Annotated in this window: 10 protein-coding genes; 2 read left to right on the top strand and 8 right to left on the bottom strand. The window is 66.5% G+C overall.

Translation table 11 applies throughout. The annotated features are described in order from the left end of the window. Positions 1-51: 51 nt before the first annotated feature. Positions 52-1,167: a MalY/PatB family protein gene (locus EL272_RS13565; RefSeq protein ID WP_061787628.1), complete on the bottom strand. Its 1,116-nt coding sequence runs from the start codon at positions 1,165-1,167 to the stop codon at positions 52-54. A 546-nt stretch (positions 1,168-1,713) separates the two neighbouring features. On the opposite strand from EL272_RS13565, the gene ileS reads away from it, so the two are divergent. Together ileS and EL272_RS13555 are read left to right on the top strand one after the other, a co-directional pair. Beyond that, positions 1,714-4,839 carry an isoleucine--tRNA ligase gene (ileS, locus tag EL272_RS13560; protein WP_061787629.1) on the top strand — a complete coding sequence of 1,042 codons (3,126 nt, stop codon included), beginning with the start codon at positions 1,714-1,716 and terminating at the stop codon, positions 4,837-4,839. A 477-nt stretch (positions 4,840-5,316) separates the two neighbouring features. Next, on the top strand, positions 5,317-6,315 hold the full coding sequence (locus EL272_RS13555) for an FHA domain-containing protein (protein ID WP_061787630.1): 999 nt from the start codon (positions 5,317-5,319) through the stop codon (positions 6,313-6,315). 220 nt (positions 6,316-6,535) lie between these two features. Here EL272_RS13555 and EL272_RS13550 read toward each other — a convergent pair whose 3' ends face one another. Genes EL272_RS13550 through EL272_RS13520 form a run of 7 tightly spaced genes read right to left on the bottom strand, consistent with a single transcriptional unit; the run spans position 6,536 to position 13,492 of the window. Then, positions 6,536-8,284 (bottom strand): ABC transporter substrate-binding protein, encoded by a 1,749-nt coding sequence (locus tag EL272_RS13550; protein ID WP_197720266.1) that lies wholly within the window; start codon positions 8,282-8,284, stop codon positions 6,536-6,538. 47 nt (positions 8,285-8,331) lie between these two features. Beyond that, the gene (locus EL272_RS13545) at positions 8,332-8,562 is read right to left on the bottom strand and encodes a hypothetical protein (RefSeq protein ID WP_014847782.1); all 231 of its coding nucleotides are present in this window, start codon (positions 8,560-8,562) and stop codon (positions 8,332-8,334) included. Beyond that, complete coding sequence (locus tag EL272_RS13540) at positions 8,559-9,362, bottom strand: ABC transporter ATP-binding protein (protein ID WP_014847781.1); 804 nt, start codon at positions 9,360-9,362, stop codon at positions 8,559-8,561. Before EL272_RS13540 ends, EL272_RS13545 begins: the two co-directional genes overlap by 4 nt. Next, positions 9,355-10,353 carry an ABC transporter ATP-binding protein gene (locus EL272_RS13535; protein WP_051015080.1) on the bottom strand — a complete coding sequence of 333 codons (999 nt, stop codon included), beginning with the start codon at positions 10,351-10,353 and terminating at the stop codon, positions 9,355-9,357. Before EL272_RS13535 ends, EL272_RS13540 begins: the two co-directional genes overlap by 8 nt. Beyond that, complete coding sequence (locus EL272_RS13530; RefSeq protein ID WP_014847780.1) at positions 10,350-11,264, bottom strand: ABC transporter permease; 915 nt, start codon at positions 11,262-11,264, stop codon at positions 10,350-10,352. The genes EL272_RS13535 and EL272_RS13530 overlap by 4 nt, the downstream gene beginning before the upstream one ends. Further along, positions 11,264-12,373, bottom strand: a complete 1,110-nt coding sequence (locus EL272_RS13525) for an ABC transporter permease (protein WP_082793832.1) — start codon at positions 12,371-12,373, stop codon at positions 11,264-11,266. The genes EL272_RS13530 and EL272_RS13525 overlap by 1 nt, the downstream gene beginning before the upstream one ends. Before the next feature lie 6 nt (positions 12,374-12,379). Continuing rightward, positions 12,380-13,492, bottom strand: coding sequence for a Gfo/Idh/MocA family protein (locus EL272_RS13520; RefSeq protein WP_014847778.1), 1,113 nt, complete (start codon positions 13,490-13,492; stop codon positions 12,380-12,382). Positions 13,493-13,557 lie beyond the last annotated feature (65 nt).

Raw genomic sequence — 13,557 nt, 5'->3', positions numbered from 1 at the left:
GCGAAACGACGGCGGGGCCGGGTGGTGGTGGGACCGGGTGGCGGGTGGGGGTTACAGAGAAGCCGCCATTCGGCGTACCGCCTCGGAGATGATCTCCTTCGACGTCGCCAGGTTGACGCGCACGAATTGGGTGGCCGACGGGGCGTAGTCGGTGCCCTGACCGAAACGGACCTTCGCCTTCTCGAAGAAATGCTGGCCCGCGTGGTCGAGACCCAGCGGGGAGCAGTCCAGCCACGCCAGGTAGGTGCCCTGCGACGGCGTGTAGGTCAGCTCCGGGATGGCGCGGTGGAGTTCGTCGGCGAAGTGCTGTTTGTTCTCGCGGATCTCCGCGGCGGCCTCCGCCAGCCAGTCGCGACCCTTGTTCAGCGCCGTCGCGTGCGCCACCACCCCGAGGTAACTGGCCGACTCCGGCACGTAACCGCTGAGACCCTTGACCACGTCTGCGACCTCCGCACCCGGGACGATCAACCCGGCCTTCAAACCGGCCAGGTTCCACGACTTTGACGCCGACGTCACGACGAAGGCCCGCTCACCACCCGGCACCCGGTGGAGGGGGGTGTGTTCCGCGCCCGAGAGGGGAGCGTGGATCTCGTCGCAGATGACCGCGACATCGTGGGTGTTCGCCAACTCCATCACCCGGGCGAGCTCCTCGGCGGTGTGCACCACCCCCGACGGATTGTGTGGGGAGCACAGCAGGTAGGCGGCGGGATGTTCCTTCTCGAACGCGACCTCCAGGGCGTCGAGATCCAGGCGCCCCGCCTCGGTGGTGGGGACCTCGACGATGCGTCGTCTCGTCTCGTTGCAGACCGCCCGGAACGGCGGGTAGATCGGTGGGTTGATGACGACGGCGTCGCCGGGTTTCGTGGTCGCCAGTGTCATCTCCCGCATGCCCGTCATGACGTCGCAGGCCAGCGACACCGTCGCCGGATCGATGTCCCAGCCCCAGACATCGGAGGCGAAGGACGCGAACGCATCCTGGTAGTCGGGCAGCTCCGGGTAGCCGGTGTCACCCTCGGCGACCATCCGGGATAGGACATCCACCACCGCCGGCACCGGCTTGGCGTCCATCTCCGCGACGAACATCGGCAGCACGTCGGGCGCGAACCGTGCCCATTTGATGCTGCGGCGCCTGCGGAGGGTCTCAAGGGGGATGTCGAAGATGGCCATGGGCCGATCCTAGAGGCTCCACGGGCGGGGAATCCCCTGAGGTGGTCACCCCATCCCGAAGCTGGTTGAGCCGGCCTGTTCGCTCTGCGAGTGGGTCGTGTCGAAACCATCTCATCCCCAAGCTGGTTGAGCCGGCCTGCGAGCGTCAGCGAGTGGGTCGTGTCGAAACCGTGGTGACTTTGTCTGGGGTCTTGGGGGCGGGTTCTACTCACCGGGTGCCAGTAGTGGTTTCGACTCAGCCGTTCGCTTCGCTCACGTGCTGGCTCAACCAGCTTCGGAGAAGGAGGGTTCACGTCCCGGCTCAACCAGCTTCGGGAAAAGAGGGGTCTTCTCGAATTGCCCGATTCGGATGTCTCGCGCATACTTGATCCCGCATCGCAAGGCATTGATGGGGCCATCACCCCGGAGCTGCCGGAAGAACGGCGCACGCTCACTAGACCCGGCCGCGATCAACAATCGAGTGGGACGCCCAGCGCGTCCAAGGAGGGTGGTACCGCGGGTTCCGGCTCGTCCCTCCGGTTCGTTCAGCCAACAACCGAGGTACCGATGAGTTCCTACAACGCAGTCCCCGCAACCGTTGATTTCCCCGCCCTGGAGCGCGAGATCATCGCCCTGTGGACTGAACGCGACACCTTCGCGAAGTCCCTCGAGAGCACCCGCGACGGCAAACCGTGGACCTTCTACGAGGGCCCGCCGACCGCCAACGGCATGCCCGGGACGCACCACATCGAGGCTCGTGTCTTCAAGGATCTGTTTCCGCGTTTCAAGACGATGCAGGGCCGCCGCGTCGACCGCAAGGCCGGTTGGGACTGCCACGGCCTGCCCGTGGAACTCGCCGTCGAGAAGGAACTCGGTTTCTCCGGCAAACCCGACATCGAGGCCTACGGGGTGGAGCCGTTCAACGCGAAGTGCCGCGAATCGGTGCTGCGGCACGTCGACGCCTTCGCCGAGCTGACCCGCCGCATGGGGTACTGGGTGAACCTCGACGAGGCCTACGTCACCATGACCCCCGAGTACGTGCAGTCGTGCTGGTGGGCGCTCAAGAAGATCTTCGACAAGGGCCTCCTGCAGGAGGACTACCGGGTGGCCCCGTACTGCCCGCGCTGCGGCACCACCTTGTCCGATCACGAACTCGCGCAGGGCTACGAGGACGTCACCGACCCGTCGGTCTACGTGCGTTTCCCCGTCACCTCCGGGCCGCTCGCCGGCCAGGCCGACCTGCTGGTGTGGACCACCACCCCCTGGACGCTGGTCTCCAACACGTCGGTCGCGGTGCACCCCGATGTCGACTACGTCGTCGGCACGCATCCCGAGCAGGGCAGCCTCGTGGTCGCGGAACCGCTGTTCGACGCGGTGCTGGGCGAGGAATGGACGCGCGGCCGCTCGTTCAAGGGCTCCGAGATGGAACGCTGGGACTACCAGCGCCCCTTCGACCTGGTCGAGTTCCCCGCCCCTGCCAACTACATCGTGCTGGCCGACTACGTCACCACCTCCGACGGCACCGGTCTGGTGCACCAGGCGCCCGCCTTCGGTGAGGACGACATGCTCGTGTGCCGCTCCTACGACCTGCCGTTCGTCAACCCGATCCGCGCCAACGGCACCTTCGACGACGCCGTGAAGCTGGTTGGCGGGGTCTTCTTCAAGGACGCCGACGCGCCGCTGGTCGCCAACCTCGAAGAACGTGGCCTGCTGTTCCGCAAGCTCGACTACCTCCACTCCTACCCGCACTGCTGGCGCTGCCACACCGCGCTCCTCTACTACGCCCAGCCGTCGTGGTACATCCGCACCACCCGCATCAAGGACCAGCTGCTGGCGCAGAACGAGGCCACCACCTGGTATCCCGAGTCGATCAAACACGGACGCTACGGCGACTGGCTCAACAACAACATCGACTGGGCTCTGTCGCGCAGCCGCTACTGGGGCACGCCGCTGCCGATCTGGCGCAACGTCGACGACCCCACCGACCTGGTCTGCGTCGGCTCCCTCGCCGAGCTCGGCGAACTGGCCGGCCGCGACCTCAGCACCCTCGACCCGCACCGCCCCTTCATCGACGACGTCGAGATCGTCCGCGACGGCGCCACCTACCGGCGCGTGCCCGAGGTGATCGACGCCTGGTTCGACTCCGGGTCGATGCCGTTCGCGCAGTGGGGCTACCCGCACGTCCCCGGCTCCGCGGAGAAACTGGAGGCCAACTACCCGGCCGATTTCATCTGCGAAGCCATCGACCAGACCCGCGGCTGGTTCTACTCGCTGATGGCGGTCGGCACCCTCGTCTTCGACGAGTCCAGCTATCGCAACGTCGTGTGTCTCGGCCACATCCTCGCCGAGGATGGCCGGAAGATGAGCAAACACTTCGGCAACATCCTGGAACCCATCCCGCTGATGGAGGCCCACGGCGCCGACGCGGTGCGCTGGTTCATGGCCTGCTCCGGGTCGCCGTGGATGGCCAGGCGCGTCGGAGACGCCACCATCGCCGAGACGGTCCGCAAGGTGCTTTTGACCTACTGGAACACCGTCGCCTTCCAGTCGCTGTACGCGCGCGCCTCCGGGTGGGAGCCGGGCGCCTCGGTGCCCGCCGTCGCCGACCGGCACGTCCTCGACCGCTGGCTGGTCTCGGCCACCAACGAACTGATCCGCGACGTCACCGCCGCCCTCGACGACTTCGACACCCAGAAGGCCGGTGCGCTGCTCGCCGGTTTCGTCGACGACCTGTCGAACTGGTACGTGCGCCGCTCGCGGCGGCGTTTCTGGGCGGGCGAGGCCGGTGCGCTGGCCACCCTCCACGAAACCCTCGATGTCGTCACCCGGCTGATGGCCCCGATCATGCCGTTCGTCACGGAACGGGTGTGGCAGGACCTGTTCGCCGCCACCGACCCCACCGGACCCGAGTCGGTGCACCTGGCCAGCTGGCCCGTCGCCGACGAGTCGCTGATCGATGCCGACCTCATGGGTGCGATGGCCACCGCCCGGCGGATCGTGGAACTGGGGCGCGCGGCCCGCGCCGAGTCGCGCATGAAGGTGCGGCAGGTGCTCAAACGGATGCTCGTGCCGACGGCGGCCCTCGCGGAGCTGACCGCGGAGCTCGTCGCCGAGGTGCGCGCCGAGCTGAACGTCCAGGACATCGCGTCGTTCACCTCCGCCGGCGATCTCGTCGATCACGCCGCCAAGGGCAACTTCCGTGCCCTGGGCAAACGGTTCGGGAAACTCACCCCGAAGGTCGCGGCCGCGATCGCCGCCGCCGACGCCACCCGGCTCGCCCGGGAACTGCGGGAACTCGGCAGGTCGCTGATCGACCTCGACGGCGAGTCGCTGGAGGTGTCCGCCGACGAGGTGCTGCTCACCGAACGTCCCCGCGACGGCTGGAGCGTGGTCAACGAGCAGGGCGAGACCGTCGCCCTCGATCTGGAACTCACCCCCGAGCTGGTGCGCGCCGGCCGGGCCCGTGAGGTGATCCGGGTGATCCAGGAGGCCCGCAAGTCGTCGGGGCTCGACGTCTCCGACCGGATCCTCCTGCGCCTCGCCGCCGGGGCGGAACTGCTGGAGGCGATCCGCGAACACGCCGACCTGATCGCCGACGAGGTCCTGGCCGTCGACCTGCAACAGGGCGACGTCGAGGACCCGACCGCGGAGGAACCGGAACTCGGCCTCAAGGTGAAGATCACCAAGGCCTGAAAACCACCCGGGGCCGGGTTGGTCGTTTGGCCGCCGGTGGTTTCGACTCGGGCTGCTCGTTCCTCGCGGCCCGGCTCAACCGGCTTTGTCCTCTCTGAAGTTGGTTGAGCCGGCCTGCGAGTGTTAGCGAGTGGGTCGTGTCGAAGCCTCTTGCGGGTGTCTGAGGGACTTGGGTGGGTTCTGGTTTTCGGGTGTGGGGTGGTTTCGACTCGGGCTGCTCGTTCCTCGCGGCCCGGCTCAACCGGCTTTGTCCTCTCTGATGTTGGTTGAGCCGGCCTGCGAGCGTCAGCGAGCTGGTCGTGTCGAAACCATGGTGACCTTGTCCGGGGTGGTTTCAACCCGGCCGTTCGTTTCACCCGCGGCAGGTACTTGACAGGACAAATTCTGTCCCCCGTTTGGCGGCGCGGGGGTGTTCCGGTCACATCGAGGGACCTTCCGGCATTAGGCTGAAGAGAAATCTGACGACGGGAGATAGTGATGTCGCTTCCTCTGGGTCCCTGGCGGCTTACCTACACGCCCGGCCAGTGGTTGGTGCTGGCGGGGCCGCGTCTGGTCGCGATCATGCAGCCTGCGCCGCCGAAGATGTCGGTACTCGTGAACCAGCTGTGGACGGACATGCAGGGTGCCGGTTCGCTGGCCGCGCTGCTCGAAGTGTTACGCGGCTATTCCCTGGACCAGATGCCGGACTTCGCGGCGTTCGTCTGGGACGGCGGGTCGCTGCACGGCCTGGCCCGCGGCCGGATCTCCGTCGTGGACATGGCCACCGGCCAGACCGCGCTCGACGGCTCGGGCGCGCTCACCTGGCACGAGGCACCGCTGGGCACCATCCGCGGGCTTCGCGTCGACATGGGTGTTCTCGAATACGACGCGCTGCTCCACCTGCCGTTGATCGCCGGTGCGGTCGGCGCCTCGGCGCTGCACCTGACCACCGACCCCGACCAGCTCGTGCGTCTGCCCGACACCGAACACCAGCTTCCCGAACCCGTCGTGCAGCAGCCCCAGCCCGTCTCCGACCCCCTGGAGCCCGTCGCCATGCCGGAAACCCAGGAGATGTCCGCCGCCCACAGCGAGGACTCCCAGTTCCAGCGCCCCGGCATGGACAGGGGATACGTCGAGGAACCACAGCAGTACGGCCCCGTCGGCATCGGCGTGCAGGTCAACACCGGCGAGTTCTCCAACGTCGTCGGAGGATTGGTGGTCGGGCGTGCCCCCGACGCAGCACGCGGCCCCATGGGATCGTCGCTGATGCGCGTTCCCAGCCCCGGCAACGACATCTCCCGCAGCCATCTGCTGATCGAACCCGCTGGTCCCGGCGAGGCGCGCATCACGGACCTGCGTTCCACCAACGGCACCACCATCCAGCTCAACGGTGAGGAACCGTACCTGCTGGAGAACGGCGAATCGGTGACGGTCCCGATCGGAACGGTCCTCAACCTCGGCGACGGCGTGAGCCTCCGGGTGGAACAGGCCCGCTGAACCAACCTCGATCAAAGCCGGTTGGGCCGACCTGCTCGCTTGGCGAGCTGGTCGTGTCGAAACCTCTTGCGCGTGTCCGGGGTGTTGGGGCTGGGTCTGGCTACCGGGCGCGGGGTGGTTTCGACTCGGGTCGCTCGTTCCTCGCGCCCCGGCTCAACCAGCTTTGAGGGGGTGGCCGGGCCACGGGCCCGGCCACCCCCTTTGAGGCGGAACGGATCGGTCACTGGACCGGCGACAACATCCCCTCGTAGAAGAAGACGGGGACGAAGTTGTCGGAGTAGAACGAGTTCATGTAGTAGTCGCTCTTCTCGGGGAACCCCGCCACCTTGTTGGTGACCACGGGGTTGTTTCCGAATCGCTCAACCAGCGGCAGCACCGGCAGCAGCTCGTTGAAGGCCTGCGCCAGACGGGTGGTTTTCGCCACCTGCTCCTCCGGCGTGCCAAACGCGCTGTCACGGACCTCCTGCTCGAGGTTCATCGAGCCGAGAACGTCGGTCTCCACCTGGAGACCGAAGCCGGTGCCCTTGCCCTCGCCGAGCATCGGGTAGTTGAAGTTGATCAGCGTCGCGTTGTAGGAGTCCGTCGGGAACGGGTTCGACGCACCCCAGGCCTGGATGGCCAACTGGAAGTTGCCTCCCTGGACGTCGACCTCCTGCTGGCTGGAATCCACACCGATCGGGGTGATCTTGATGCCGAAGGCGCTGGCCTGCTCCGCGAGGCTCTGACCCGTGGCGGCCCAGTCGACGTAGTCACCGGGGAAGACCAGGTCGTACTGCGCGGGCTTGCCCTCGCTGGTGACCCATTGGTTGCCGTTCTTGGTCCAGCCGGCCTCCTGCAGCAGTTGCGTGGCCCGCGCTTCGTCGAGATCGTAGGCGGTGAGCTTGCTGGCCGCCTCCGGGGTAACCCATTTCTCGATGGCGTTGTCCGACAGGCCCGTCATGTACCGGACGCCCTTGCCGGAGTCGCCGAGGGAGATCGTGCCCATCTCGTTGCGGTTGAGGAAGAAAGCGAAGGCCTGACGCACGCGCTTGTCCTTGAACTCCGGCAGTTTGTTGTAGTTGAAGAACAGAGCGGGACCGGTGTACGTCGGGGGACGCAGGATCGTGTAGCCCTGCTGCTCGAACTGTTTCGTGGTGGCGACGGGGAACCCGTCAGTGGCGTAGTGGACATCACCGGAGAGCACCAGGGGGGTGATGGTCTCCGTGGATCCGCTGTGGACCGTGATGGTGTCGTAGCCCACCTTGTCCGCGCGATACCCGTTGTTGTTGAGGGTCAGCGTCAACTGCGAGTTGGTCATGGTGGAGGTGTTGATCGTGAACGGACCGGACACGATCGGCTGGTCGATCTTGACCTCCGCGATGCGCGCCGACAGGGCCTTCGCCTCGTCCGAGTCGGGGGCCGCCTTCTTCTTGAACAACGCCGCGGCGTCCTCGACCACCGCGCTGTACTGCGCGCTGGAGGCGGGCCGTTCACGCATGATCCAGTACACGGCGATGGGTGCTGGCGAGTTCAGCGTGAACTTGACGTTGGAGTCGTCGACCAGCTCGATGTCCTTGATGTAGTTGAACACCGGCTGCTGCATGGCGTAGCGCATCACGAACGTGTTGTACACGTCCTTCGCCGTCAGGGCCGAGCCGTCGCTCCACTTCAGTCCCTCACGCACCTTGTAGTTGAAGGTGAGGCCGTCAGGGGAGAGGGCGGAGGACTCGTCCGCGAGCAGGTAGTAGTACTGCTGCTTCTCCCAGTTGTAGATGCCGCCGGGCAGCATGATCATGTCGTTGAGGTAGCCGAGGTTCGTGGGAATGGAACCGGTCACGCCCGAAAGGGTGTGGAAGTTGCCTTTGGGGGGCAGGTCGAAGGACTGGTCCGCGCCGAAATTGCGGCCGGTGGCGGCGTTGTTCCCGGTGGGGGAGCGGCCGGCGGCTGAACAGCCGGTCAGCAGCATCGCCGTGGCCACTACCGCGCTCACCGCTGCAACGATGCAGCGACCGAGCCCTCGTCGTGCTGTCGTGTGGGTCATGATTCCTCTCTTGGTCGGGGGGTTTTCCTTGTGCGATCCGGGGATCTTCTGGCGAGTAGCAGGAGCAGGGCCCCGCAGCCGGTCAGCAGCGCGCCTGCCGCGAGGGAAAGGACCGACATCACCCAGGCCGCAGAACCGGCTGGGACCCGCAGCATGCTGATGCCTGCCAGGAGGGTGATCGTGAGTCCCGCGGCAATCGCCTGGCGGGGCATGCCGCCCGTCGTCATGGCGCACCATCGGGAACATCGGCGTCGTCGAACCTGATCATGGGAAGCGCGTCGATGAGCGCCTTGGTGTAGGCGTGCTTGGGTGCATCCATGACCTCGGGGGTCGGACCGTACTCCACCAGTTCGCCCAGGTAGAGCACCGCGGTGCGACCCCGCCAGGCGAAGTGCCTGGCCAGGGTGAAGTCGTGGGTGATGAACAGGAAACCGACGCCCAGGTCGTCGCGCAGCTCCGACAGCAGGTTGATCATGCTGCCGCGGATCGAGGCGTCGAGCATCGACGTGGTTTCGTCGGCGATGATCAACGCCGGTTCGGTGGCCAGCGCCCGGGCCAGCGCCACGCGTTGACGCTGCCCACCCGAAAGTTGATGGGGGTAGCGTTCCAGGAACAGGTCGGCCGGGGTCAGTTCCACCCGTTCGAGCAGTTCCGTTGCGCGCCGCCTGGTCCGGTTCCTCCGGGCCCCCAGGGCGGAGAGCAACGTGCTGAGCACCGTGCGGGTCGGGTTGAGCGAGGCGTAGGGATCCTGGTGCACGTACTGCACTTCTCGCCGGAAGCGCATGAAACCGGGTCCCCGCAGCTGCGAGATGTCCTGGCCCTGGTAGTGGATGCTGCCGGCGGTGGGTTTGTCCAGGCCCGCGGCGATCCTGGCCAGCGTGGTCTTCCCCGAACCGGACTCACCGACCAGGCAGGTCACCGACCCGGCATCGACCTGGACGCTGACCCTCGAGACCGCCACCACCTCGCGTTCCGCGCTGCGGAACCGTTGCGTGACGTCACGGATCTCCATCAACTTCTCAGTCATCGGCCCGCCCTTCCGAACGCTTCCTGGGGATGTGGGCCACGCGGTGGGTTTCGCTCAGCCACACCTCGGAGTCCTTTTGTAGCTTGAGCTGTTGGGTTGCGCCCTCGTCGGTGGTGATGTCGTAGTCGGCCAGCGACTCCTTGATCGTCCGCAGCCGGCCGGGTTCGCCGTCCCAGCGGGGGATCGTCTCCAGCAGCGCGCGGGTGTAGGGGTGCCCGGGATCCGTGAAGACCTCCCGGGCCGTGCCGAGTTCGACGATGCGGCCGTCGTACATCACCGCCACCCGGTCCGCGATCTCCGCGGCGAGCGCCAGGTCGTGGGTGATGAAGATCATCGAGAACCCGATGCGTTCCTGCAGCGAACGCAGGATGGTGATGATCGCCTTCTGGGTCAGGACATCCAGCGCTGTGGTCGGCTCGTCCAGCACCACCAGGCGGGGGGACAGCAGCAGCCCCAGGGCGATCAGCACCCGCTGCCGCATCCCGCCGGAGAGCTGGTGGGGATACGAGGCGAGCACCCGTTTGGGTTCCAGCATCACCATTTCGAGAAGCTCGGCCATCCAAGCCTCGAGTTTTTCGCCCTTCGGGCTGCCCGCGTGGGCGCGAGCCGTCTCGACGAAGTGCTGCCTGACGGTGAGCAGCGGGTTCAGCGAGTTCATCGCGCCCTGGAAGACGACCGACATCTCCGTCCAGCGCAGGGCACGTTCCGCATCCCTGGAAAGGCTCGTGAGTTTCACGGTGGTGCCTTTTTTCGTCTCGAACGAGATGCTGCCCGAGGCGATGCCGCCGCCCTTGGGTAGCAACCCCAGGATCGCCAGCGCCAGCGTGGTCTTGCCGCATCCGCTCTCCCCGGCGAGGACGAGCGTCTCCCGCGGGTACAAGGTGAGGTCGATGTCCCTCACTGCGGTCGATGGCTGCCGGTTCGTCGTGTAGGTGATCTCCAGTCCGGAGATCTCCAGCAGCGGCTTCGCACCAGTGGTCGGAGTCATCATTTTTGTTTCCCTGCCAGCCGTGGATTCAGGAGTTGTTCCAGGGTGCGCGCGAACCAGATCGCGGAGAGCTGGAGCACGCTCACCACGAGCAGTGGGGCCATGATCGACCATGCGGCGTTGGTGAAGAACAACGCACCCTTCGCCCAGGCGTTGTTGATCATGATTCCCCAGTTGATTCCCGTCATGGGCGCCAGTCCGAGCAGGTACAGCCCCACCATCGCGTACGTCGCCCCCGTCATCGCGAAGATGAAGTGGATCATGAGGTAGCTGGCCATGTTCGGCAGGATCTCGCGGCCGATGATGACCGGTGTCGACAAACCGACGATGCGCGCCGCCTCCACGTATTCGCGTTCCTTCAGGGAGAGCACCTGGGCCCGGACCGCTCGCAGTAGCCCCGGCCAGCCGAGGCCCCCGAGCAGCAGCGCCAGCATCACGGGGCTGTCGAGACGCACGTAGACGGCCAGCACCACCAGCAGCGCGAACTGGGGGATGGTCAGCATGAAATCGGTGAACTGGATCACCAGGGAATCCACCCAGCCCCGCAGGTACGCGGCCAACGCGCCCAGGACGACGGCGATGCCCGTGGACACCGTGGCCGAGATGATGCTGACGATGATGACGTCGCGGCCGCCGAGCAGGATCATCGTGAGGACGTCGCGCCCGTCGGCGTCGGTGCCCAGGAAGTGTTCCGCCGACGGCGGGGCGTAGATCAGCGCGGAATTGGCGGCTGGCACCGCGATGAACCACGGCAGGATCAGCGAGGCCACGCACATGAGGAGGAACACCACTCCACCGACGGTGCCCGTCACGCTGGCCCCGAGGGCGCTTCGCCATCGGCCTTTCCCGGGGTGGGGAGTCCGGGCCCCGGTGAGGACGGTGGGATCGGTGGTGGGAAGCGGGGAGTTGCTCATCAGCGGGCACCTTCCACTCGGATCCGCGGATCGATACGGGACAGGAGCAGATCCGCCATCAAGTTGGCCAGCACCACCGAGACCGTGATGATCAGGATGAAGCCCTGGACCACGGGGTAGTCACGGGCCACGATCGCGTCGTAGAAGTAGTACCCGACGCCGTCGTACTTGAAGATCTGTTCCACCAGCGTCGAGCCCCCGACCACGAAGCCCAGCTGGACGGCGAACTGGGTGAACAGCGGCAGGATCGCGTTGCGCCCGACGTAGCTGATGTGGATGCGGGAGCCGGGAAGGCCGCGGGCCTTCGCGCCGATCACGTAGTCGTCCTCGAGCACCTGCGTGGTGGAGGACTTCATCTGCAGGATCCAGCCTCCCACGGAGGTCAGGACGTAGACGGTGATGGGAAGGGCGGCGTGCGTCAGCGCGTCGAGGATGAACTCGGCGGTGAATCCCGGTTGGACACCGGGGGTGAGCGTGCCCCGCAGCGAACTGACGTTGAACCAGCGCAGCTGGACGCCGAAGACCACGATCACCAGCATCGCCCACATGTAGTTGGGGACGGCGTTCAGTGCGGAAGAGATGTTGGTGATCAGGTGGTCTATCCAGCGGCCGCGTTTGTAGGCGATCAGGACTCCCAGAGCGATCCCGATCAGGAACGACAGCAGCAGCCCCAGGCCGACGCTGAACAGCGTCCACGGCAGGTAGGCGAGGATGTAGTCGATCACCGAGGTGCCGGGCGCGACGATGGACTGGCCCAGATTGCCCTGCACCAACCCACCGAGGTAGGTGAGGTACTGATCCAGCAGCGGGGCATCCGGGTCGTAGGACAGCAGCGAGGAAGCGCGTGCGAGCGCTTCCTGCCGTCCCAGGCCCTGCTGGGTCATCAGTTTCTGCACGTAGGCCTGCAGCGGGTTGCCGGGCATCCACCGCACCAGGGCGAAGGACAGGGTGGCCACGGCCCAGATCGTGATCAGGCTCTTGAGGATGCGCCCCAGGACGTAGTTGTGCCGGATGCGGTAGCCCAGGCTCGCCTGCGGTGGGCCGCCGGATTCCCGGGCCAGCTCGGGACTGAGCTGCGCCGCCTCTTCTGCGTGAACGTCGTCGGACATGATGGCCTAGAAGGACGTGGCGAGTTCGACGACCCGGCCGGATTTCGCGGACTCGATGGCAGCGGTCATGATCTCGAGCGCGTGCCGGGCCTTGTAGGCGTCGGCGATGGGGGGTTCGCCGCTGCGGACGCAGTCGACCAGGTGTTCCATGAGCATGGCGCGGTGCAGTTCCTGTTCCCGGACGTTGTTGGCCCGGGAAAGGTCCTCCGGGGCCATCCAGGCGTCGACGCCGGGTTCCAGGTCCTGGACGAACACCTCGAGCGGGTTCTCGTCGCGGTGGTAGATGGCCATCGCACCCCGCCGTCCGAACACCTCCACCTTGGGCGCCTTGGATGCCAGGACGTTGAACGTCGCGTCGATCACGGCGAAGGTCGAGTTGCCGAAGTCCAGCATGAGCAGGAAGTTGTCGGGGGTGGTGACGGGGATCCGCAGCCCGCCGAAGGGGCCCGTCCCGCGCACGGTGCGAACGGCCTCCGTGATGCCGCCGAAGGCCGAGACCCGCCGCGCCGGTCCCAGCAGGCTGGTGATCTCGTGGATGCCGTAGACGCCCATGTCGAACAGCGGCCCGCCGCCCGGCTGGTAGAACCAGGTCGGGTCGAACGGCCACCCGTCGGGGGCCCCGCCGGGGCCGCCGTGCGAACTGCGCACCCGGGCGAAGCACACCTGTCCGATGCGGTCCTCGTCGATGAGCCGGCGGGCCTCGCGGTACTGGGCGTAGAGCGTGTCGGGAGGGGCGCACACGAAGACCACGCCCTGCCGCTCGGCCTCCTCGATGAGCGCGTCGGCCTCCTCCAGGGTGGTGGCAAGGGGTTTCTCGCTCAGCAGGTGCCGGCCGCTGCGGAGGATCCGCATGGAGGTCTCGGCGTGCACGGAGATGGGGGTGAGGTTCGCCACGGCCTCGACGCGGTCGTCGCGCAACATCTCGTCGAGCGATTCGTAGACGGTGTCGATGCCGAATCTCTGGGCGATGCGCTGCGCGTGCTCGGGCACGACATCCGCGACCGTGGTTATTTCAACTTTGTCTCCGAGCGTGGTTAGGTTGGGCAGAAAACCGTCCTCGTCGCCTGCGATCATGCCGGCCCCGAGGATCCCGAACCGTAGCGGCCTCTGCTGAGTCATGACACTCCTTAGCTCCGTTGCACCAGATTATAAGTAGTATTAACTAACAGAGTTGACTTGGCAAC

The sequence above is a fragment of the Arachnia propionica genome, assembly GCF_900637725.1.
Taxonomy (GTDB): Bacteria; Actinomycetota; Actinomycetes; order Propionibacteriales; family Propionibacteriaceae; genus Arachnia; species Arachnia propionica.
Note: the sequence above shows the minus strand (reverse complement) of the source record. Positions and strands in the feature narration are given on the sequence as shown.

Coding starts and splice junctions, on each gene's coding strand:
- EL272_RS13565 (WP_061787628.1), bottom strand. CDS start 1,167: ATGGCCATCTTCGACATCCCCCTTGAGACCCTCCGCAGGCGCCGCAGC.
- ileS (WP_061787629.1), top strand. CDS start 1,714: ATGAGTTCCTACAACGCAGTCCCCGCAACCGTTGATTTCCCCGCCCTG.
- EL272_RS13555 (WP_061787630.1), top strand. CDS start 5,317: ATGTCGCTTCCTCTGGGTCCCTGGCGGCTTACCTACACGCCCGGCCAG.
- EL272_RS13545 (WP_014847782.1), bottom strand. CDS start 8,562: ATGACGACGGGCGGCATGCCCCGCCAGGCGATTGCCGCGGGACTCACG.
- EL272_RS13540 (WP_014847781.1), bottom strand. CDS start 9,362: ATGACTGAGAAGTTGATGGAGATCCGTGACGTCACGCAACGGTTCCGC.
- EL272_RS13535 (WP_051015080.1), bottom strand. CDS start 10,353: ATGATGACTCCGACCACTGGTGCGAAGCCGCTGCTGGAGATCTCCGGA.
- EL272_RS13530 (WP_014847780.1), bottom strand. CDS start 11,264: ATGAGCAACTCCCCGCTTCCCACCACCGATCCCACCGTCCTCACCGGG.
- EL272_RS13525 (WP_082793832.1), bottom strand. CDS start 12,373: ATGTCCGACGACGTTCACGCAGAAGAGGCGGCGCAGCTCAGTCCCGAG.
- EL272_RS13520 (WP_014847778.1), bottom strand. CDS start 13,492: ATGACTCAGCAGAGGCCGCTACGGTTCGGGATCCTCGGGGCCGGCATG.